13 protein-coding genes are annotated in these 21,824 nt (G+C 50.7%); 6 read left to right on the top strand and 7 right to left on the bottom strand.

From position 1 onward, the window contains the following. The 3 genes from FPG75_RS19175 to FPG75_RS19165 all read left to right on the top strand — a co-directional run bounded on the left by FPG75_RS19175 (nt 1) and on the right by FPG75_RS19165 (nt 6,269). Nucleotides 1–4,359, top strand: a complete 4,359-nt coding sequence (locus FPG75_RS19175; RefSeq protein ID WP_143308822.1) for a CusA/CzcA family heavy metal efflux RND transporter — start codon at nt 1–3, stop codon at nt 4,357–4,359. Between the two features lie 14 nt (nt 4,360–4,373). Continuing rightward, nucleotides 4,374–5,507, top strand: a complete 1,134-nt coding sequence (locus FPG75_RS19170) for an efflux RND transporter periplasmic adaptor subunit (protein ID WP_143308824.1) — start codon at nt 4,374–4,376, stop codon at nt 5,505–5,507. A 111-nt stretch (nt 5,508–5,618) separates the two neighbouring features. After that, nucleotides 5,619–6,269: an HAD family hydrolase gene (locus tag FPG75_RS19165; protein ID WP_201748063.1), complete on the top strand. Its 651-nt coding sequence runs from the start codon at nt 5,619–5,621 to the stop codon at nt 6,267–6,269. 111 nt (nt 6,270–6,380) lie between these two features. Here the strand turns inward: FPG75_RS19165 and FPG75_RS19160 are convergent, their stop codons facing one another. From FPG75_RS19160 to FPG75_RS19135, 6 genes are all read right to left on the bottom strand, one after another. After that, entirely contained in the window at nt 6,381–8,225 is a 1,845-nt protein-coding gene (locus FPG75_RS19160; protein WP_143308827.1) for an alkaline phosphatase, read from the bottom strand. A gap of 102 nt (nt 8,226–8,327) precedes the next feature. After that, a complete protein-coding gene (locus tag FPG75_RS19155) occupies nt 8,328–9,845 on the bottom strand; it encodes a RagB/SusD family nutrient uptake outer membrane protein (RefSeq protein ID WP_143308829.1) in 1,518 nt (505 codons plus the stop codon). 21 nt (nt 9,846–9,866) lie between these two features. After that, complete coding sequence (locus tag FPG75_RS19150) at nt 9,867–13,250, bottom strand: TonB-dependent receptor (RefSeq protein WP_143308831.1); 3,384 nt, start codon at nt 13,248–13,250, stop codon at nt 9,867–9,869. 54 nt (nt 13,251–13,304) lie between these two features. Then, entirely contained in the window at nt 13,305–14,249 is a 945-nt protein-coding gene (locus tag FPG75_RS19145) for a FecR family protein (protein ID WP_143308833.1), read from the bottom strand. A 108-nt stretch (nt 14,250–14,357) separates the two neighbouring features. Continuing rightward, nucleotides 14,358–14,909 (bottom strand): RNA polymerase sigma factor, encoded by a 552-nt coding sequence (locus FPG75_RS19140; RefSeq protein WP_143308835.1) that lies wholly within the window; start codon nt 14,907–14,909, stop codon nt 14,358–14,360. 190 nt (nt 14,910–15,099) lie between these two features. Beyond that, the gene (locus FPG75_RS19135; protein ID WP_143308836.1) at nt 15,100–15,645 is read right to left on the bottom strand and encodes an RBBP9/YdeN family alpha/beta hydrolase; all 546 of its coding nucleotides are present in this window, start codon (nt 15,643–15,645) and stop codon (nt 15,100–15,102) included. A gap of 346 nt (nt 15,646–15,991) precedes the next feature. Here FPG75_RS19135 and FPG75_RS19130 point away from each other — a divergent pair, with 346 nt between their 5' ends. Continuing rightward, nucleotides 15,992–16,798 (top strand): DUF4350 domain-containing protein, encoded by an 807-nt coding sequence (locus tag FPG75_RS19130; RefSeq protein ID WP_143308838.1) that lies wholly within the window; start codon nt 15,992–15,994, stop codon nt 16,796–16,798. A gap of 6 nt (nt 16,799–16,804) precedes the next feature. Here the strand turns inward: FPG75_RS19130 and queG are convergent, their stop codons facing one another. Then, the gene (gene queG, locus FPG75_RS19125; protein ID WP_143308840.1) at nt 16,805–17,719 is read right to left on the bottom strand and encodes a tRNA epoxyqueuosine(34) reductase QueG; all 915 of its coding nucleotides are present in this window, start codon (nt 17,717–17,719) and stop codon (nt 16,805–16,807) included. A 127-nt stretch (nt 17,720–17,846) separates the two neighbouring features. Between queG and FPG75_RS19120 the strand changes: the two genes are divergently transcribed. Beyond that, nucleotides 17,847–19,868: a DUF3857 domain-containing protein gene (locus tag FPG75_RS19120; RefSeq protein WP_143308842.1), complete on the top strand. Its 2,022-nt coding sequence runs from the start codon at nt 17,847–17,849 to the stop codon at nt 19,866–19,868. A gap of 3 nt (nt 19,869–19,871) precedes the next feature. Then, the gene (locus FPG75_RS19115) at nt 19,872–21,782 is read left to right on the top strand and encodes a DUF3857 domain-containing protein (protein ID WP_143308844.1); all 1,911 of its coding nucleotides are present in this window, start codon (nt 19,872–19,874) and stop codon (nt 21,780–21,782) included. The last annotated feature ends 42 nt before the right edge of the window (nt 21,783–21,824 follow it).

The raw sequence follows: 21,824 nt of genomic DNA, 5'->3' as shown, positions 1-21,824 counted from the left end.
ATGCTCAACCGCATTATTCAGTTTTCCATACGGAACAAGCTGATTATAGGACTATTTATTCTAGCGCTGGTGGCCTGGGGCAGCTACCAGTTTACATTGTTGCCGATCGATGCCGTCCCGGACATTACCGATAACCAGGTACAGGTTATAACGGTAACGCCTGCACTGGGAGCCCCCGATGTGGAACGCCTCATCACCTTCCCGATAGAACAGGCCAACAGCAACATTCCCGGCCTGAAGGAGATACGCAGCTTCTCCCGTTTCGGCCTCTCGCTCGTCACCATCGTTTTCTCCGATAATACCGATGTGTACTGGGCGCGGCAACAGGTGTCCGAACGCCTGCAACAAGTGCAGGCCTCCTTACCAAAAGATGTAGGCACGCCTGAACTGGCGCCGGTAACCACCGGCCTCGGAGAGATCTATCAATATGTGGTGAAACCAAAGCCCGGCTACGAAAACCGGTATGATACCCGCATGCTGCGCAGCATACAGGACTGGATCATCCGCCGCCAGCTGCTTGGCACGCCCGGCGTGGCCGACGTATCCAGCTTCGGCGGTGTGCTCAAACAATATGAAGTGGCCGTAAACCCCGCCAAACTCAAAGCCTTCAATGTAACGCTGCCGGCGCTCTTCGATGCGCTGCAGCAAAACAATCAGAATACCGGCGGCGCTTACATCGAGAAAGGCCCTACGGCACTTTTCATCCGCAGCGAAGGCCTCGCAGGGTCCATAGAAGATATCGCCAACATCGTTGTGAAAACTTCTGAAAAAGGCCTGCCCGTGCTGGTGCGCGACGTGGCCACCGTGAAGATCGGCGGCGCCAACCGCTATGGCGCCATGTGTTACAACGATCAGGGCGAAGTAGCCGGCGCAGTTGTGATGATGCTCAAAGGCGGCAACTCATCTGCCGTCATCAAAGAAGTGAAAAAGAAAGTAGCCGCTATCAGTAAAACATTACCGGAAGGCGTGGAGATAAAACCCTTCCTCGACCGTTCTAAAATGGTGAATCACGCCATCAGCACCGTGAAGAAGAACCTGATGGAAGGCGCGCTGATCGTGGTGTTGGTGCTGGTGTTCTTCCTGGGCAATTTCCGCGCAGGGCTGATCGTGGCATCGGTAATACCGCTGTCCATGCTCTTCGCCGTGATATTGATGAACGCTTTCGGCGTAAGCGGTAACCTCATGAGCCTCGGTGCGCTCGACTTCGGCCTGATCGTAGACGGCGCCGTCATCATCGTGGAAGCCGTGCTGCACAAGCTCACGCAGGGGCGCGACTATGCAGGGGTGCAGCGGGTAGACCAGCAACATATGGATAACGAGGTGAGCACAGCCGCCTCGCGGATGATGAATGCCGCTGTATTCGGGCAGGTCATCATCCTGGTAGTATACCTGCCGATCCTTACACTGCGCGGCATCGAAGGAAAGATGTTCCGCCCGATGGCGCAAACCGTGTCCTTTGCGGTGCTCGGCGCTTTCTTCCTCTCGCTCACCTATGTGCCCATGATGAGCGCTTTGTGCATCAATAAAAAAATATCCCACAAGCAAACGCTGGCCGACCGTATGATGGCATGGCTGGAAAAGGCCTACGGGCGCATGTTACAGCGTGTGATACATTTCAGGAAAACGATGATCCTCACCTGCCTGGTATTACTCGCCTGCGCCGTGTGGTTATTATCAACGATGGGCGGCGAATTTATCCCGCAGCTGGAAGAAGGCGACTTTGCCGTGGATACCCGCGTGCTTACCGGCAGCAGTTTACATACCACCATCAACAGCACGCAACAGGCCGCCAGCGTACTGCTGAAGCACTTCCCCGAAGTGCAGCAGGTAGTAACGAAGATCGGCAGCGGAGAAATACCTACCGACCCGATGCCGATCGAAGCGAGCGATATGATGGTGATCCTGAAAGACAAGAAAGAATGGACTTCTGCCAAAAGTTTTGATGAACTGGCAGAGAAGATGGGAGAGCAGATGGCTACTGTGCCCGGCATTACCACCGGTTTTCAATATCCTGTGCAGATGCGTTTCAATGAACTGATGACTGGCGCCCGTCAGGATGTGGTGTGCAAGATATTCGGTGAAAACCTCGATTCGCTGGCCATCTACGCGGAAAAGCTGGGCGCGCTGTCCAGCACCATACGCGGCGCAAAAAGTTTATACGTAGAAAAAGTAACGGGCATGCCGCAGATCGTAGTGAAATATAAACGCCCGCTCATCGCGCAATACGGCCTCAATATCGCTACGGTGAACCAGGTGCTGAATACTGCTTTCGCAGGACAAAGCACCGGTTATGTATTCGAAGGCGAGCAGCGTTACGACCTCGTGGTGCGCATGGACAGCAGTTTGCGTACACAGGCCGAAGATGTGCGCCAGTTGCTTATCCCCGCACCCAATGGGCAGCAGCTGCCACTGGGCCTGCTGGCGGATATCGAGGTGGTGGATGGTCCTAACCAGATACAGCGCGAAGATGCCAAACGCCGCATCATCGTTGGTTTCAATGTACGTGGCCGCGATGTGCAGAGCGTGGTGGAAGAGCTGCAGGCCAAAGCAGGCCGCCAGCTGCATTTGCCGCCGGGTTACTTTATAACTTATGGCGGCGCCTTTGAGAACCTCGCTGCCGCAAAAGCGCGTTTGGGTATAGCCGTTCCCGTTGCCCTGCTGCTGATATTCCTCTTGTTATATTTTGCATTCGGTTCTATCCGGCAAGGGCTGCTGGTATATTCCGCCATCCCGCTCTCGGCCATCGGCGGGGTGCTGGCGCTGTGGGTGCGGGGCATGCCTTTCAGCATCTCCGCAGGCATCGGCTTTATTGCCTTGTTTGGCGTGGCAGTGCTCAACAGCATTGTATTGATCAGTCATTTTAACCGTTTGAGAAAAGATGGTATGGAAGATATGATGGAGATTATTTCACAAGGCACGAAAGATCGTTTGCGTCCCGTGCTGATGACGGCCATGGTGGCCTCTCTTGGCTTCCTGCCGATGGCGCTGAGCACCGGCGCCGGCGCAGAAGTGCAACGCCCGCTCGCCACTGTGGTGATCGGCGGGCTGGTGACCTCTACGATCCTCACTTTGCTTGTGCTGCCCTCCCTTTACCTGATGTTCGGAAAAGGCCGCAGCAGCAAAGGTGGCGGCGTAGCGGCAGTTGTCATATTGTTGTTAGTATCTGGCACGCCTGCCTTTGCACAACAGCGCATTCCGCTGCCGGCTGCACTGGACATGGCCGCGAAACACAATTATGCCTTACAGGGCAAATCCCTGCAAACGCAGCAACAGCAGGCCTTGCAGCGATCGGGATTCGATCCTTCCAAAGCCATGCTGGGTGCAGAGTATGGGCAGATGAACAGTATCGCCAATGATACGCGTATTGGTATCACGCAGACTATCAGCTTTCCTTCTGTATATACCAGCCAACGCAAAGCTTTGCAGGAAAATTACCGCGCCGCCATGGCCGACCGCCAATGGTCGGAACGAGAGATACAGATCGCAGTGAAACAAAGCTACTACCAACTGTTATGGCTATACGAAAAAGAAAGACTGCTGCATTATGCAGACAGCATCTATGCTTTGTATGTCAATAAAGTAGAACTGGGCTTGAAGCTGGGAGAGAACAATATCGTGGAAACCACGGCAGCACGGCAACAGAGCAGCCAGGTGAAACATCAGCTGCAACAGTTGCAACCCGATATCCAGATCGCCTTGCAACAGTTCAACTTTCTGCTGGGCGAAGTCACCGTGCAATATGCCCCGGAACCTGCGCCGCTGCAATATACGCCGGTCCTCAGCGCCGATACCAGCTGGATCGCGCAACATCCGCTGTTACAGCGGCAACAGCATCTTACCCAAGCGGGCGCTCATCTCTATCAAAAAGAAAAAAGAAAACAGCTTCCTGATCTGATGTTGGGATACAGTAATCAATCGATTATCGGTTACCAGCGCGAGAATGGCGCCGAAACCTACTATGGCGGCGGCAAGCGTTTCTCTGCGGTGCAGGCGGGGGTGGGCATCCCGCTGTTCAACAGCGGCAACCGTGCGCTCATCAAAGCCAGCGCGCTCAATTACCAGCAACTGAAGATAGCCGAGGAGGCTACCCGCGTGCAGCTGCAAAACAGCTATGCCAGCGCATTGGCCAATTACCGCAAACAGGCCGATAACCTGCGCTATTACCGCGATACCGCCCTCGCCCAGTCACAGCAATTACTCGATGCCGCCGCGCAGCAGATCGCGAATGGCAACATCGGTTTCCTGGAATGGGTGCTGCTGGTAAACCAGGGCATCGGCGTACAGAACGATTACCTCAATGCAGAAGATAATTACAACCAGGCTGCCTTCCAGCTGGAAAAGATCACAGGCACGAATTAAAAAAAATTAGTATCATGGAAAAATACCTGGCAGGTTTGATGATATTGCTCGCCGCCTGCGGCGACGCCCGCCAGCCAAAGGCGGCAGAACAAACGAACAATAATAGTAACACCGTTACCCTCAACGATGATCAGCTGAAGAATGCACACCTGACCATCGCTGCACCACAGCAATTGAAGATCAGCCGCACCATTCATCTGAATGGCCTGATCGACGTGCCGCCGCAAAACCTGGTGAGCATCAGCGCGCCGCTGGGCGGTTATGTGAAACAGCTGAAACTATTGCCTGGCATGCACGTCACGAGAGGCGAAGTATTGGCCGTACTGGAAGATATACAGTTCATCCAGCTACAGCAGGACTACCTCGCTGCCAACGCCAAATTACAGTTCCTCGAACAGGAATACCACCGGCAAAAAGAATTGAACCTCAACAAAGTGAGCAGTGATAAACTGTTTCAGCAGGTGCAGGGAGAATATACGGCGCAGCAGGTAACGGTGCGCGCGCTCTCTGAAAAGCTGGCGCTGATCGGCATCCGCGCGGATCGTCTCAGCGAACAGAATATTTCGCGCAGCATACCCGTCACCGCGCCGATCAATGGTTACGTGGCTACGGTGAAAGTGAATACCGGGAAATATATAAGTCCTACTGAGGTGATCTGTGAGCTCATCGATCCCTCCGATATTCATCTCAACCTGAACGTTTTTGAAAAAGATATCAACGCGCTGCAAGTGGGGCAAACCGTAAAAGCCTTTACCAATGAGCATCCGGAAGATATTCATGAAGCGAAGATCATCCTCGTTACCCGCAACCTCGATGCAGAGCGGGCCGGCGAAGTGCATTGTCATTTTGAAAAATATGATACGAAACTGGTGCCTGGCATGTTCATGAATGCAGATGTAGCAGTGAGCGGCGAAGAAGTGCAGGCCGTTCCGGATGATGCCGTACTGCGCTGGGAGAACAAGAACTATGTGTTCATCGCCCGCGATGCGCACACCTTTGAACTGTGGCCGGTGGAGAAAGGCGCTTCCAGCAACGGTTATACCGCTATCACCAGCCCAGGCGGAAAAGCGCTCCCGCAGGAGAAAATAGTAACGGCTAACGCCTACACGCTATTGATGAAGATGAAAAATAAAGTAGAAGAAGAGTAATTGAAAATTTACGGATTTACGGATTTTGGGATTTACGGATTTTCGAATTTGAGAATGGGGCCTTATTTTCGTCCATCAAATCCGAAAATTCGTAAATCAATAAATACCAAAATATTTATGGCTTTTATTTTTGACATGAACGGCACAATGATCAATGACATGACCTATCACCTGGAAGGATGGTATAACATGTTACAGCGGCTGGGTGCTAACCTTGATAAAGAAGCGGTACGTGGGCACATGTATGGCAAGAACGAGGAATTGTTGACCCGTGTTTTCGGAAAAGATCATTTTACATTGGAAGAGATGCGGGAAATTGCGCATGAGAAGGAAGTACTGTACCAGCAAGCGTTCCGGCCGCATCTCGCGCTGATCGAAGGTCTGCCTGCGTTTCTCGACCAGGCGGTGGCGAAACATATTCCCATGGCAATTGGTACGGCCGCTGATACTTTCAATATCAACTATGTGCTGGATAACCTGGATATCCGCCACTATTTCAAAGCGGTGATCAGCGCGGCGGATGTTACGCACAGCAAACCTGATCCCGAGGTTTTCCTGAAAGCCGCTGCTGCCATTGGTGTTGAACCTGGCCGCTGTATCGTATTTGAAGATGCGCCTAAAGGCGTGGAAGCCGCCGCCAACGCCGGTATGAAAGCAGTGGTACTAACAACTATGCATACACGCGACGAATTTGCCGCATACAATAATATCATCGCATTCGTGAATGACTACACTGATCCGGTATTGCAACAATTATTATAAGGGATTTTGGGATTTTGGAATTTATGGATTTAATTGGAGCGGAGATGAACAATGTAGTCATCTCCGCTCCAATTAAATCCATAAATCCGTAAATCCATAAATTCAAAAATTCTATTTCCGGATGCCAAAGCACTGGAGCATCTTGGCATAGATCTCATTGTTTTCGTATACGCCTCTGAACAGTTGGGAGTTAGGACCGTAGGCAAATACCATCACGGGGATACCGGTATGGTCGTTGGTGGCGAAGTGCCCGCGCAGCTGGCCGGTAGCGATATCGCCATCCATGAGGGCAAGGCCGCTGGTTTCATGGTCTGCTGTTACGATCACCGTGGTTTGTTTATCCTGGTCGGCAAAGCGCAGCGCTTCTCCGATGGCTTCGTCGAAGTCGAGCATTTCACGTACGAGGTAGTCCAGGTCGTTGAAGTGGCCGCCATGATCGATGCGGGAGCCTTCCACCATCAGGAAGAAACCTTTGCCGGAGGCGTTCAGTTGCTGCAAAGCCTTTTTCACAGCGCGTTTGAGGTAGTCGCCGCGCCCTTGTTGCATGGAGCCTACCGCTTTATTGCTGAGGATCACCAGGGTCCTGTTTTTCGTTTGTGCGTTCCAGTTATCCAGGTTATCCACTACATAAACGCCTTTGGCGGCGAGCTGTTGCTGCCATTGCGGGCCGAGGTCCTGGTCAAAATCTTCCTTGCCGCCACCTACCGCGAGTTGGAGCGGGCTGGTGGTGAGCGCCTGCGCCAGGAGACGGGTGCTGTCGCGGTCGGTGGTATGACCGTAGAAAGACGCCGGTGTAGCCCCGGTGATTTCTTCGGTCACTACCACGCCGCTCTGGATGCCTTTCGGCGCAAGGGTTTCAGAGAGCACAGGGATAGATACGTATGTTTTGTCCATACCGATCTCGCGGTTATTGGTTTTGACGCCGGTGCCCATGGCGGAGCCGCCGGCGGCGGAATCGGTGTGGTAGTTGTCTATGGATTGTGTTTTGGAAAGCCCCAGCTGCTTCATTTTAAAGAGGCTGAGGGCGCCTTTGTTGGCCGTGTAACCGGCAAACATCTGCGCAAGGCCAGTACCATCGCCGATCATCAGGATCACGTTTTTGGAACGTACCTGTGTAGCATCGGAGGCGTAGGTAGGCGTATATATTTCGTGTACAGGAAGCCCGGCCACAGTGGTTTTGGCGGTATTGCTGATCACGTCGTAGAGTTCTGTGGGCTTATCGGTGCCGATGATGTCTACACCGAGGTCCATTAATTTATAGTAGCAGCTTTTGGAAGAAGGGGCGCCCCAGAAGCGGAAAGGATAGCCTTGTGCATGCGCTTTGTCGATCACCTGTTTTACTTTTTCGAGATCGGCGGGGGTAAGGGTGCCTTTGCCGTTCCATTTTGAGTAATTGGTGAAACTCACACTGACCATAGCGATGCGGGGTTTCAGGCTGGCAGGGTAGGTGCTGTCTGGCCGTCCATCAAAGAAAAAGAGTGGATCGTACTGGTTCCATTCAGCAGCCGGTGGCACATTACCGGAGAGCACGATCTTCACTGCTTCCGGGTTTACGCTACGGTCGAAGTACTGGCGGTACGGTATTAGCAGCTCCTGCAGGGCTTTGAGCGTAGAGCGGCCTTCAGTTTTTATATCTACCAGCAATTGCATCGGGCTGCCATCCGGGTAGGCTTTACCGTTATTAACGGCAAACTGACGCACTACAGGCAGCAGGTACATTTCCTTGAAAGTGCGGAAGGCCTGGATATCTTTATGGTCATGTGCTACATACAGCACACCATCTTTCAAATGTATATCAGCTTCAATAGAACCGAAGCGGAGAGAAGCGGCCTCGTAGAAGGGAGTACTCCGCTCATAATCATTGTGGGAGTGGGCCTGCGCGATACTGTATGTTTTCGTTTGTGCGTGCACGTTAATAGCGAGTATCAGCGCCGGGAGAAGAAACAGCTTTTTCAAAATTTGTAGATTTTCGGATTTTCGAATTTTCGGATTTCCTGATCTGAGATACAGTAAAATAAAATCCCAAAATCCGAAAATCCGAAAATTCTCACATATTTTTTACCAGCCCTGGTTCTGCGCGATCTTGCCGCCGCTGGCGTCAATTTCACGTTGTGGAACAGGCCATACGGCGTTTACCACTGGATCGAAGGTACGGGCGGGCCATATTACTTTCACGGGATCGTAACCATGGAGTGGTTTTGCGTAGGCTGCCTGTGCATCGCCCCATCTTACGAGATCGCGGTGGCGGTCGGCCCATTCGCCGGCCAGCTCGCATCTTCTTTCGTGTTTGAGGTTGGCCATGGTGGCGCCGGTGATGGGTGCAAGACCAGCACGTTTACGGATCATGTTGATCTCGTTATCTGCATTCTTGCCTTGCATCAGCTCTGCTTCTGCTTTGATGAGCAGCACTTCTGCGTAGCGGAGCAGCGGCGGATTCAGCGCTGTGGTGGGGTGGTCGCCATTGCGGCTGAGATAAGTGCCGATTGGATCTTTATAACCAAATGGCTCCATATACTTACGGAACTGATAACCGGAACGGCTGTTGCTGGATTGATATACCATTGAGTCGCCGAAGTATTTGAATTTGTCGCCCGGTTGCAGGATGGTGGCAGCGAGGCGTTTATCGCCCGGCTCATATTCCTGTACCAGTTCACGGGTAGGCATGTAATAGCCCCAGCCATTGTATTTGCCCCAGCCGGTGAGTTCGAGCATTACACCCGGCAGGATGCTGCCCCAGCCGCTGTTACCAGCTGCGGTGCTGTAAGCGGACCAGATGTATTCAGATGTCCAGTTGTTAGCGATGGTGAACACATCAGAGAAATTATCCAACAGGCGGTGTTTGCCGCTGAGGATCACAGAGTCGGCATATCTTTCTGCGTTCGCATAATCTTTCTTATACAGATATGTTTTAGCGAGATAGGCAAAGGCCGCCGTTTTATGTGCGTGGCCGTAGTCTTCCGGCTTGTAAGTATCGAAGTAAGGCAACAGCTCTGCTGCGTGCTTCAGGTCAGTGATAATGGAGTCGTAGTTCACGTTTACGTTAGCTGCTCTCGGTACTACAACGCCTGGAGTAGGATTGTATTTGCTTACGATAGGAACCCCTGCGCGGCTGTCGCCATAGTTATAGGCCAGCTGGAAGTACATCAGGCCGCTAAGGAAGTAAGCTTCGCCAAGATAGCGTTGTTTCAGCTGTGCATCCATATTGATGCCGGGTACATAGCGCAGCACATCGTTGGCGCGTTTGATCACGATATAGCGCAATGACCATTGGCCCTCAGTATAACTGCCACCAATAAACGAAGGATTGAAGTTTTTGATATTCTCGGCTTCCGGTTTACCACGGCCTACTACCATGTCATCACTGGCATCGATGAACCAGAAACATCCACGTCCGTAGAAGTTCTCATCATCAAATTGATCGTATGCAGCATTCATGCCGCTGGTAGCATCCTGCGATGTTTTCCAGAAATTAGCCAGCGAAGGAGAGCCTTCCGGCACAACGTCCAGCTTTTTATTACAAGCACTTGTAAGGGCAATACCAGCAAGTGCAGAAAGGGTATAAATGAGCTTTTTCATTTTCTTGTGTTGCTTGATAGTTTAGAAATTCAGGTTCAGACCTACAAGGAAACCTCTTGCCTGCGGATAACGGCCCAGGTCAATACCGTAAGTATCGGTACCTACTTCAGGATCCATGCCGCTGTATTTGGTGAAGGTGAACAGGTTGTTAGCGGTAACGTATACACGCAGTTTGTTGATGCCTGCACGTTTGATCAAGGCATCGGGCAATGTATAACCGAGTGTCACGTTTTTCACGCGCATATAAGAACCATCTTCGATGTACCAGTCGGAAGTAGTACCGAAGTTACCGTTAGGATCGGTGATGGATACACGTGGAATGTTGGAGCCGGTATTGGTTGGCGTCCAGGCGTTCTTCACATCGGCGAGCAGGTTGTAACCCTGGCCTGTTACGAGTGGCGCAAGACCGGTGTATTTGAGGGCATTGAAGATTTTGTTGCCATGTACGCCCTGTAAGAAAATGTTGATGTCAAAACCTTTGTAGCTGCCGTTGAAGCTCAGGCCATAAGTGAATTTAGGATAAGGAGAGCCAACGAATTGTCTGTCGAGGTTGTCGATCTTGCCATCGCCGTTGGCATCTACAAATTTCAGATCACCCGGACGTGCTTTGGGTTGTATTTTATTACCGTTCTTATCTACATAAGCATCAATCTCTGCCTGGTTCTGGAAGATACCGGCTGTTTTCACTACATAGTAGGAATAGAGCGGATGACCTACTTCTATTCTAACCGGGGTGATGGAACTGCGGATATTGATATCGGAAGTAGGTAATACTTTATCATCAAATCCGAGCGACAATACTTTGTTGTTAATAGTGGAAAGATTACCGCTGATGCTGTATTGGAAGTCGCTGCCCGCTTTGCTGTTGTAGGTCAGCCCCAGCTCGATACCATTATCTCTTACTTCGCCTACGTTAGACCAGGTACCTTTAGGCACGCCGTCTGTGCTCAGTGGTGCGCGCTGACGCAGCATGTCTTGTGTTGTTTTAATATAGTAGTCAGCGTTCAATGTTAACCTGTTGTCGAGGAAACCTGCATCCAGGCCGATATTGGTTTGACGGGAGCTGGCCCATTTGATATTGAGGTTAGCAATGGCGCTTTCAGCATAACCACGGGAGATGGTAGATCCTGTACCAAAGTAAGTGTTGGTTTTTAACAGCAGCGGATTTACAGCACCTGATGGAAGACTGGCGAGGTTACCGAGTTTACCAACGTTACCGCGGATCTTTAGGAAGCTGAGCGCATGATCGATGTAGAGATTCTTTATGAAGTCTTCGTTGGTGATCACCCAGCCGGCAGAAGCAGAGTAGTAGCTGGCGTAGCGGTTCTGCGGCGCTACCAATGAAGAACCATCACGGCGGCCGATGAGTGATAACAGATACCTGCCCTTGTAATCATAGTTCGCACGTGCGAAGTAAGATTCCAACGCGGATTTTTCGATCCCACCCCAGAAGCCATTCGGATCTACGCCGTCAGCATTTTGTGGGTAACGAAATTCGGGCCGTTCGTCGTTGAAGCCAGTTACCAACAGATCGAAATATTCACGTTTAGACTGTTGATAGCTGTAACCTGCCACTACATTTACGCTATGGCCACCAAAATGTTTGTCGTAAGTCAGTGTTTGCTCTGCGAGCAGATCGTTGGAATTGCTATTGTATTGTTCGAGATTGTTGAAGTCGAATTTCTTTCCTGTTTCGAGTACGCGTGAAGTGAAAGTTTTATCTGTTTCAAAAACTTTGTTTATTGCAAGGTTGGAGCGGAAAGTCAGGTCTAATGGCAGTTTAACCTCGATATAAGGATTGATCAGCAAAAAGTTTTTAGGTTTTTTGCTATCCAGTCTTTTCAGGTAAGCAACGGGATTGATCACATCGCCATAAGCATTGGCCCACGCATCAGGCAAGCCGTTGTAGGAGCCGTCAGCTTTGTAAGGCGTTACGCTGGGCGTATAGTACATGGCGGTGAGGAGCGCGCCGGTATAAGCGTTGGTAGTGTTAGCGCCGTTACCGTTGGAGAAAGCATAGGAGAGATTCTCACCGATCTTCAGCCAGGGATTGAACTGGTGCTCGGAATTGAGGCGGAAATTATAACGTTCGTTAAAGGTATTGATCAGGATACCGTCTTGCTTGCGGTAACCGAAGCCCATGAAGTATTTGGATTTATCATTACCGCCGCTGAGGTCTGCGTTGTATTCCTGTACCATGGCGCTTTGCGTGATAGCGTCGAGCCAGTTGGTGCGGGTGATGTTGCCATCCGGGTTTTTAGCAGGATCATAGGCCGGGTTCCTGGCTACGCCGGCGTTGTCATAAGCCTGGTTCATGACATTGTTGAATTCAGCTGCATTCAGCACTTTCAACATTTTATAGGTATGCTGCACGCCCATTTTAGCATCCAGGTTGATGCTCATCTTACCCTGTTTGCCTTTTTTGGTGGTGATGAGGATTACACCGCCGGAGGCGCGTGCGCCGTAAATGGCCGCAGCACCGTCTTTCAGCACAGTCATCGATTCGATATCAGCCGGGTTGATCAAACCATCATAGATAGTACCATCTACTACATACAAAGGGTTTTCACCGTTGATACCGCCTGTACCGCGGATATATACTTTAGGAGCGGAGGTAGGGTCGCCGCCCTGGTTTTGTACTACCACGCCGGGAGCCTTGCCCTGCAATGCTTCTTCCACGCTGTTTACAGAACGGGAGGAGAGCTTGTCGAGCTTCACATCTGTGATAGCGCCGGTGATCTTGGTTTTGCTCTGTGAGCCATAACCTACTACCAGCACCTGGCTCAGCTCTTTGCTGCTCACTTCCATGGTTACATTGATTGGCGCGCCATTGAAGGTAGCCTCTACTGTTTTATAACCTACCATAGAGATGCTGAGGATCACATCGCCGGTATTGGCCGTGCTGATGGAGAAGTTACCGTTTACATCGGTGATGGCGCCTTTGGTAGTGCCTTTGATCACTACTACTGCGCCGATGAGCGGGCCGTTGGCATCCGATACCTTTCCCGTGATCTTGCGCTCCTGGCGTGTTTCGCCTGGTGTAGCGCTACTCCCGGGATAGATGAGGATGGTGTTCTGGCGTTCTTCAAACTGCAAGCCTGTATTGCTCAACAGGTCAGACAGGATATGCGATACGGTTTCATTTTTCCAGGAATGCTGTGCTACCTGCACGTTGGCCAATGCGCGCTGGTCGAAAGAGATCTTTACGCCTCCCTTCTTTTCCAGCGTGGAAATGGCATTCGTAAGACTACCCGTTTTTACTTGCATGCCGGGAACTACATTTTTGAGTGCCTGGCTGTAGGCAGAATAGCTTTCAGCAAAAGGAGCGGTTGCCAGCAATAGCAAAAGCAACGGCTTGATCCCTTTCCGCGGATGCCTGAGATGATGACGCAGTGTTGATTGCATAGTGATTGGTATTAAAGATTGAATGCTGTTGTGGTGACTGTTGTATAGAGATAATTAATAAACTTCGTACTGGTGATCCCCCGTTTTTTTGAAATGTACTTTTGGCGCTACACTGACAGTGGAGATCACATCCAGTTTCTGTTCCAGCGTCATGTTGCTGGTAAGACTGAGGTTCAGCCTTCCCTGTCCGAGGTTGAGATGGCTGCTGAACTGCACGCCATAGAAGCTTTCCAGCTCCCACAGCGCTTGTTGAAGCGTGCTGTTATATAGTATAAGGTCCCCTTTGGTGGAGGCATTGAGCACCGCGGTATCTGTGTGACAGATGAGGGCAGTTTCATGATAATAGAACAATTGCTGCGCGGCCTGCAATGTGCCCAATACCTGGCGTTCGGTGGTCACCTGTACCTTTCCGCTGGCAACGGCGATCCTGGACGGTTGCCCCTTGATATTGCGTACCAGGAACGAGGTGCCTAATACATGTACCTGCAAGGGCCCTGATGCTACGGTGAAAGGCTTTTGCTGATCCTGATGTACATCAAAAAATACCTGTCCCTGCACTTTTACGGTACGGTCATGAGCACTGAACTGCTTTGGATATTCCAGTACGGATGCGGCGCTGAGCCATGCATGCGTACCGTCAGGCAAGATGATATCCTTGCTTTCGCCAATGCCGGTGCGGTATTGCAGCCAGGCGAGGGCAGGGGCTTTGCTTTGCGAAGGATGTTGATGCCACCACCAGGCGCCTGCGATACATAAAGGCAGTAATACCGCAGCAGCAGCCAGTGAGCGGCGCAACCAGGTAATACGGCGTTTCGGCGCCGCGCCGATATGCTGGAACACCGCTGATTTCACGGCGTCCTGTGTTTCCTGTGGCAAAGACGCCGGTGTTTCATCGGCGGCCATCTTATCCAACCAGGTGAAGAGCATCACCACTTCATCTGTGCTGCATTTGCCTTCCCGGTATTTTTTCAGTAAACGGTATATCTCTTCCTGATCCACTATCTGATCGATTTAGCAGATGATCATGTTGTTCATCTGTAGTAAAGTCACACGTCAGAAAACAGATAACTATTCCCTTATTGCACTTAACAATTAGGTAACATTGGATCAGAGAAAGAAAGAAAGGAAAGAAGATCTCAATTGTAGTTTCAGCCGCTGGTTAGCGGTATTGAGCTGGTTGCGGACAGTTTGCTCTGAAGAGCCGGTGATGCCGGCGATTTCCGCTACAGACTTATGTTCGAAGCGGCTCATATGAAATACCTGGCGTATGCGGGGAGGCAGCATGCCTACATGCTGTTGCAGCTGCGTATATATTTCTTTGGTATGTAACTGGTCGGTGGCGTTGACGGTATTTTCGTGTAAGAGTGCGGCAAACTGATGCTCATGCCGGGCGCGGATGTCTTCCCGGCGCAAAGCATTGAGGATACGGAGTTTCAGCAGGAACACCAGGAAGGCCTCCGGTTGCCGGGGCGCCGGTATGGTGCTGCGTTTCTCCCATAATTCAATAAAAAAATTCTGTAACACATCTTTCGCCATTGCCTCATCGTCGATAATGCTGCAAGTGTAGTGCATCAGCTTATCCCAATGGGTGTTGAAAATGCGCTCAAAAGCGGCAGCATCGCCACTTCGGAAATCTTCCCATAATTTGCTGTCAGACATAAATTCCCCTTTACACGTAAAACAGATAAGCACGTCAAAGGTAGGGTCAAAGCTGCTATACTATCCCCTCGCGATTTTATGTTTATGTTAATTGTTGCCCCTGCTTCATGAACGTGGTAAATCGATTTAGACTTGGTTTTTACAAGAATAAAGATATATGTTTCAATAAACGAAAGCAAGAAAAAAAGAATTATAATGTTGGCCAGTTGCGTACGAGTTCATGTAACAGTTTTTGCCCCTCGGGCCATTCGCCCAGCCCGGAATCTGCATTAATATGTCCTTTGGCGCCCAGGTTCACAAAGCGGCTGCCCCAACTTTGGGCAAACTGCTTGCTCCGGGCAATACTGCAATAAGGATCATTGGTGCTGGCCACCACAATATTACGGAAAGGTAATTTGATCATCGGCACAGGGCTGAAGCCTGTAGCCACTTTGGGAAAGTCGGCCCGCTCCGCATCCGCCGGGGCTACCAGCAAGGCGCCGGTGATATGAAGCCTTGTTTGCCGCGCCCAATGCGCCACCGCCATACAAGCGAGGCTATGCGCAGCAATCACCACCTGCGGCCCGGCCGCCTTTACATCTTCTTCTATCTGCGCCACCCAGTCGGCACATACCGGCGCGCTCCAGGAACGCTGCTCAATACGCTTTGTGCCGGGAATCGCTTGCTCCCAGAGGCTTTGCCAATGCGAAGGACCAGAACCGTCAAGGCCCGGCGCTGTAAGAACACTTATCTCCATAAGATAAAGGCGTGGTTAGTAGTGAAAGATAATAAGATAAAAATAAAAAGGTCGAAAGAATTCGACCTTTATTGCTAAATTCCACGTTATGGCACTCAGGTCCATAAAAAGTTCATCAGTTATAGATAATTGATATTGTCGGTATTGTTGGCTTTTTGAGAGAATAGTATTTGTATACAAATGTATGTGATGCTAAAACCATTGTCAAGTATTAGCAGAGATATTTTTATAAAAGCCGGAAAATAGCCGTGGTGGCCTATCTTAGGCTGTCAAGATAATTATACTGTCTCCCCTGTTATAAAATTCTGAAATTATTGATTACTTTTTTGGGAGAATCTGATACAATATGCCACGTTCATTTTTTTCCTGCCTCATCATCGTGATGGGTGGCGCCTGGCTGAATACTGCGGCCGCACAATCGTCTCCACGAACCTTAACGGTTACACTCGATTATTATTATAATCATGAATTTAAAAAAGATAAATCAGGCAATACCCAACGCTGGCACTATACCTGGGAAGACCAGGCCAGCAGCGGTTATTCCATATGGGGCCATATCTTCGACTCGCTCGGCGTAAAGCGGGATACCCTCGCCGCAGCGCCTACAGCGGCCAATTTGCAGCATTCCGATATTTATATGATCACCGATCCGGATACAGAACAGGAATCCCCTTCACCGAATTACATGAATGAAAAAGATGCAGCAGCCATCTACAACTGGGTGAAAGCCGGCGGCGTATTGGTTTTGCTGGAAAACGATTCCCTCAACGCGGAGTTCACGCATTTCAATATTCTCGCAGAACGTTTCGGCATTCACTTCAATGGCGACAGCCGCAATCGTGTACAGGGCCGTCAATGGGAGCAAGGCGCCTTCCTGATCCCGCCGCATCATGAAATTTTCCCGCATGTGCAGAAAGTGTATATCAAGGAATTATCCTCCCTCCGCATACAAGCGCCTGCCCGCGCGGTGTACAAGGATGGCGACCATGTGATCATGGCCGTTGCCAAAGTAGGCAAAGGCGCCGTATTCGCCGTTGGCGACCCCTGGTTCTATAACGAATACACGGATGGCAAACGTTTGCCCGCCGACTACCAGAACTATGAAGCCGCTGTTGATCTCAGCGCATGGCTCATCAGGCAGGCCAGGAAATAATAAAAACTATTGTTGTAAAAAATCAAGGTTCCTGCGGATACCCGCGTATTTGCTGCGTTTCAAGGGAGAGTGGCGGAAGATATGTTTGAACGCTTCTTCGCTCAACTCTTCCCAATCTTTGGTAGTGAAGTTCAATATTTCAGGGATAGGCGTAAACTCGGCCTCCTGGTGCGCTTTGGCGAAACGGTTCCAGGGGCATACATCCTGGCAGGTATCGCAGCCAAACATCCAGTTGTCGAACTGTCCCTTCATCTTCTCAGGGATCAGCTGATCTTTCAGCTCTATTGTAAAATAAGAGATACAACGACTGCCGTCTACCACGCCAGGGGCCACCAGTGCGCCGGTAGGGCAGGCATCCAGGCAACGGGTGCAGCTGCCGCAATAATCGCCCACCGGGCTGTCGTATTCCAGTGGTATATCCGTGATGAGGGTGGCGATAAAAAAGAAGGACCCCGCTTGCTTGTGGATCAGGTTTCCGTTCTTGCCGATCCAGCCCAGGCCGCTGCGCTGCGCCCAGCTGCGTTCCAGCACCGGCGCGGAATCCACGAAGCCGCGGCCCTGCACCGGCCCTATATGCTCCTGCATGCGCAGCAGCATGGTTTTGAGCCGGGCACGTATCACCTCATGGTAATCTTTGCCGTAAGCGTACTTGGAAATTTTAGGAACATCTGCCCGCTGCTGCTCCGAAGGAAAATAATTGAACAGTAAAGTGATCACCGACTGCGCCCCTTCTACCAGTTTCCGCGGATCTATGCGCTTGTCGAAATGGTTCTCCATATACTGCATAGAACCATGCATACCTTTGCCCAGCCAGGATTCCAGCCTGCGGGCATCCTCATCCAGCTGCACCGCCCGCGCAATCCCGCAATGGTCAAAACCCAGCTCCCGCGCCAGCGCCTTTATGAAAGTAGTATGTGTCACAAAGCAAAATTACGAATTACGAATTAAGAATTACGGACCACGCTACGGGTCGTAATTCTTAATTCGTAATTCGTAATTCAAATTATTTTATCTTCGCCCCGGCATTTTATCCCTGCCCCTAAACTGTATGCGCCTTATATCTGTTGTGTTTGTCGCCTGTACCTTCTTGTGTTTGACAGCCCTGAATGTCTTCTCACAAGATAGCAGCAAACTGAAATTTGGAAAAGTATCAAAAGAAGAGTTTAACGTCCAACGTGTCGAAAAAGACACAGGAGCCCACGCTATCGTGATCTCCGAAATCGGCTCCTCCGCATTCGAAACAACGGGAGGCAGCCTCCAGCTGGTCTTCAAAGTTCATCGCCGCCTCAAGATCGTAGACAAGAACGGCTATGACTACGCCACCATCCGCATTGGCCTGTATAAAAGCGATGGCAGGGAAGAAGAAAAACTGAGCAACCTCAAAGCAGCTGCCTATAATCTCGAAAATGGCGAAATCGTAGAAACGAGAATGGAGAATAAAAACGTTTTCTCCGATGCAGTAAGCAAGAACTATAACGTGAAGAAATTCGCTATACCGGCCGTGAAAGAAGGGTCGATCATCGAATATTCCTATACGATCACCTCGCCCTACTTCCAGCACCTGCGCCCCTGGACCTTCCAGAATGATGTGCCCACCCTGTGGAGCGAATACAGCGTAAGCCTGCCCGAGTATTTCGATTATGTGCAGATAGGACAAGGCTTTGAAGACTTCGCCGTGAAAACGAAGACTTCCTCCCGCACCACCTTTTCCTTCCGCGACGATTCGCGCGGCGCCACCGGCCCCTCGCAAACGTTTACCGTTACGCCAAACGTCACCACCTACCGCTGGGCACTGCGCAACGTAGCGCCTATCAGGGATGAAAATTATATCACCACCATCGATAACTATGTCAATAAAATAGAGTTCCAGCTGGCATCTGTCAACTGGCCCGAACAAGCGCCCAAGCCTTTTATGAGCACCTGGCCCAAGCTCATGGAAGACCTGCTCAAAGACGAGGACTTCGGCAGTGCACTGGATAAAAATAACGGCTTCCTCGCCGATGCAGTAGATGAAGCCATCAAAGATGCCAAAACCGATAAAGAAAAAGCAAACAAGATCTATAACTGGGTACGCAGCAATTTCACTTGTACTGATCACTCTTCGCTATGGATGAAGAAATCGCTGAAATCCTTGCTCCACGATAAATCCGGCAACGAAGCCGAGATCAACCTGCTGCTTACCGCCATGCTCAAACGTGCGAAACTGGATGCAAGCCCTATCATCCTCAGTACCCGCGATCACGGTTACGTATATCCGTACTACCCGCTGCTGTCGCGCTTTAACTATGTGATCGCCGGCGTGAACACCGGAGATGAGTTTATCAGCATGGATGCCTCGCATCCCTTGCTGGGCTTCGGTAAGCTGCTCGGTAGCGCCTACAACGGCGATGCCCGTATCGTTAATACCGATGCTACGCCTATGGTCTATTCACCCGACTCCCTGCGCGAACAGGCCTTTACCAGCGTCGTGTTCCACAAGATCGAGAACGGTGAACTGTACGGCGAATTCCAGCAAAGGCCCACCTATCTTAACTCTTACGGCATCCGTAATACCGTGAAGGAGAAAAAGAAAGAAGAATATTTTAAAACGGTAGAGAAGAATTACAATGGAGATGTAGAGTTATCAGATACAGAGATCGAAGGGTTGGACGACCTGGAATCCCCGGTGCTCGTGAGATACAACTTCAAATACAAAATAGGGGAGGACGATGTACTATACCTCAACCCCTTGTTCGGAGAGGCTTACAAGCATAATATCTTCAAGTCGATGGAAAGAAAATTCCCTGTAGAGATGAATGCCGTTTACGACGAAGTATATTCTTTCAACATGCAGGTGCCTCCGGGATATGTGGTGGACGAACTGCCCAAACCCGCTGTGGCCAAGTATAACGAAGATGAAGGCTTCTTCCAGTACCTGATCCAGCAATCAGATGACCGCATCCAGCTGCGTTGCCGTGTGAAACTTGCCAAAGCTGTTTTCCCGCCGGAGGAATATCCCACCCTGCGCCAGTTCTTCGACCTGGTAGTGAAAAAACAGGCAGAACAGATCGTCTTAAAAAAGAAAAAATAATTTATGCCGAAACATTGCATATCCATCATCTGTTTGTTGACAATGCTCGCTGGCAGCGCATTTGCCGGTGAGCCCCTATACCCCGCCAGCGCCATCCCAGCCGCCCTGAAGAAAGACGCGCATGTAGTGGTGCGCACAGATGAAACAGCCTACGAGATCAGCGATCCCGGCAACATGCGGTACACACATCACTATGTGCTCACCGTGCTCGATGAAGGCGGTGCGGATGATGTAAAATTCAGTGAAGACTATAGCAAGAATTTCGATATCCGCTCTATCAGTGGCGCGCTTTATGATGCAGAAGGCAAACTGGTGAAACGCCTGAAACAGAGTGATATCAAGGATTTCGGCTCGCCCGGCGAAGCCAGTCTGATGACCGACACCCGCTACAAGGTACACGAGTTCAATTACAACGTATATCCGTATACGGTAGAATACGAAGTGGAGATGAAAGTGAAATCTGCGTTCTACATGCAACGCTGGATACCACAGGTGCACGACGACTGGACCATTGAACAGGCGCAGCTGACAATAACCACCCCGGCGGATTTCAAACTGATGTACCGTAACTACCTGTATAACGGTCAGCCGGAAACTGCGACAGATAAGGACCTCAAAACCTACAAGTGGACCGTAAAACAAGTACCGGCGCTGAAAGAGGAGAACTATGCCGCAGAGATTTACAAACGTACCACCTGTGTATTGTTGGCCGCCGGCCAGTTCCAGATGGATCGCTACCAGGGCAGCCTCAACTCCTGGAAAGACTTCGGCGCTTTCGGTTACCAACTCAACGAAGGCCGCGATGTGCTGCCCGATAACATGAAACAGAAAGTGCATCAACTTACCGATGGCCTCTCTACAGAAAAAGAAAAGATCAGCGTACTGTATAAATATCTTCAGCAGAACTACCGTTACATCAGCATACAGCTCGGCATCGGCGGCTTGCAAACCTTCGACGCTGTTACTGTCAACAAAACGGGATATGGCGATTGTAAGGCGCTCTCCAACTATATGATGGCCATGCTCAAGGAAGCGGGCATCCGTTCTAACTGCGTATGGATAAGGGCGGGAGAAACGGAACGTTCCTTCCCGGAAGATTTCCCGCTCGACTGGTTCAACCACGTGATCCTTTGTGTACCTGGTAAAGATACTACCTGGCTGGAATGCACCAGCGGTATCCTGCAGCCGGGATACCTGGGTTCCTTTACGGCCAACAGGCCGGCCTTGCTCCTCGATGCGCAAAGCAGCCAGCTGGTACATACGCCGGCTTACGGCATCGAACAAAACCAGCAGTTGCGCCGTATCGATGCCGTGGTAGCGGCATCCGGCGATATCGACATTACGGCTGTCACGCTGCGTACCGGCGAGTTACAGGATGATCAGCGTGCAGAGTTACATTACCTCAGCCGCGAAAAGCGCCTGGAGCGGCTCAAAAGCTCCCTCGATCTTTCCAGCTACGATATTGTAGATTATAATTGCAAGGAACTGGAAACAGCGCTGCCCTCCATCGAAGAGCAACTGAAGATAGCCGGTCACAGCTACGCTACGGTAACGGGTAAACGAATGTTCCTCGTGCCTGATATCCTGAGCCGCACCTCCATCAAACTCGACAAAGATACTGCGCGACAATCGCCCATCCGTTTCATCACCTCCACCCGCATCGTCGATACTGTCGTGATCAAAATACCGGAAGGCTACAAGCTGGAAACACTTCCCGCGCCTGTCATGATGAAGAACAAATTCGGCGCCTACACCTCCATGCTCTCCGTAAAAGATAACACGATCACGTATATACGAAAACTGGAACACTACGCAGGCTCCTTCCCGCCCTCCGATTACCCTGAACTGCTCAAATTCCGCAACACCATCTACAAAGCCGACCGGAGCAGGGTAGTGCTGGTAAAGGAGGAGTAACGCGAAGGTTGTCTGGCTCAGGATTATACTGATTGAAAGGAT

The sequence above is a fragment of the Chitinophaga vietnamensis genome, from assembly GCF_902167635.1.
Taxonomy (GTDB): domain Bacteria; phylum Bacteroidota; class Bacteroidia; order Chitinophagales; family Chitinophagaceae; genus Chitinophaga; species Chitinophaga vietnamensis.
Note: the sequence above shows the minus strand (reverse complement) of the source record. Positions and strands in the feature narration are given on the sequence as shown.

Excerpts from the sequence above, each read along its gene's own strand:
- FPG75_RS19175 (WP_143308822.1), top strand. The coding sequence starts at position 1 with ATGCTCAACCGCATTATTCAGTTTTCCATACGGAACAAGCTGATTATA.
- FPG75_RS19170 (WP_143308824.1), top strand. The coding sequence starts at position 4,374 with ATGGAAAAATACCTGGCAGGTTTGATGATATTGCTCGCCGCCTGCGGC.
- FPG75_RS19155 (WP_143308829.1), bottom strand. The coding sequence starts at position 9,845 with ATGAAAAAGCTCATTTATACCCTTTCTGCACTTGCTGGTATTGCCCTT.
- FPG75_RS19150 (WP_143308831.1), bottom strand. The coding sequence starts at position 13,250 with ATGCAATCAACACTGCGTCATCATCTCAGGCATCCGCGGAAAGGGATC.
- FPG75_RS19140 (WP_143308835.1), bottom strand. The coding sequence starts at position 14,909 with ATGTCTGACAGCAAATTATGGGAAGATTTCCGAAGTGGCGATGCTGCC.
- FPG75_RS19135 (WP_143308836.1), bottom strand. The coding sequence starts at position 15,645 with ATGGAGATAAGTGTTCTTACAGCGCCGGGCCTTGACGGTTCTGGTCCT.
- FPG75_RS19130 (WP_143308838.1), top strand. The coding sequence starts at position 15,992 with ATGCCACGTTCATTTTTTTCCTGCCTCATCATCGTGATGGGTGGCGCC.
- FPG75_RS19120 (WP_143308842.1), top strand. The coding sequence starts at position 17,847 with ATGCGCCTTATATCTGTTGTGTTTGTCGCCTGTACCTTCTTGTGTTTG.
- FPG75_RS19115 (WP_143308844.1), top strand. The coding sequence starts at position 19,872 with ATGCCGAAACATTGCATATCCATCATCTGTTTGTTGACAATGCTCGCT.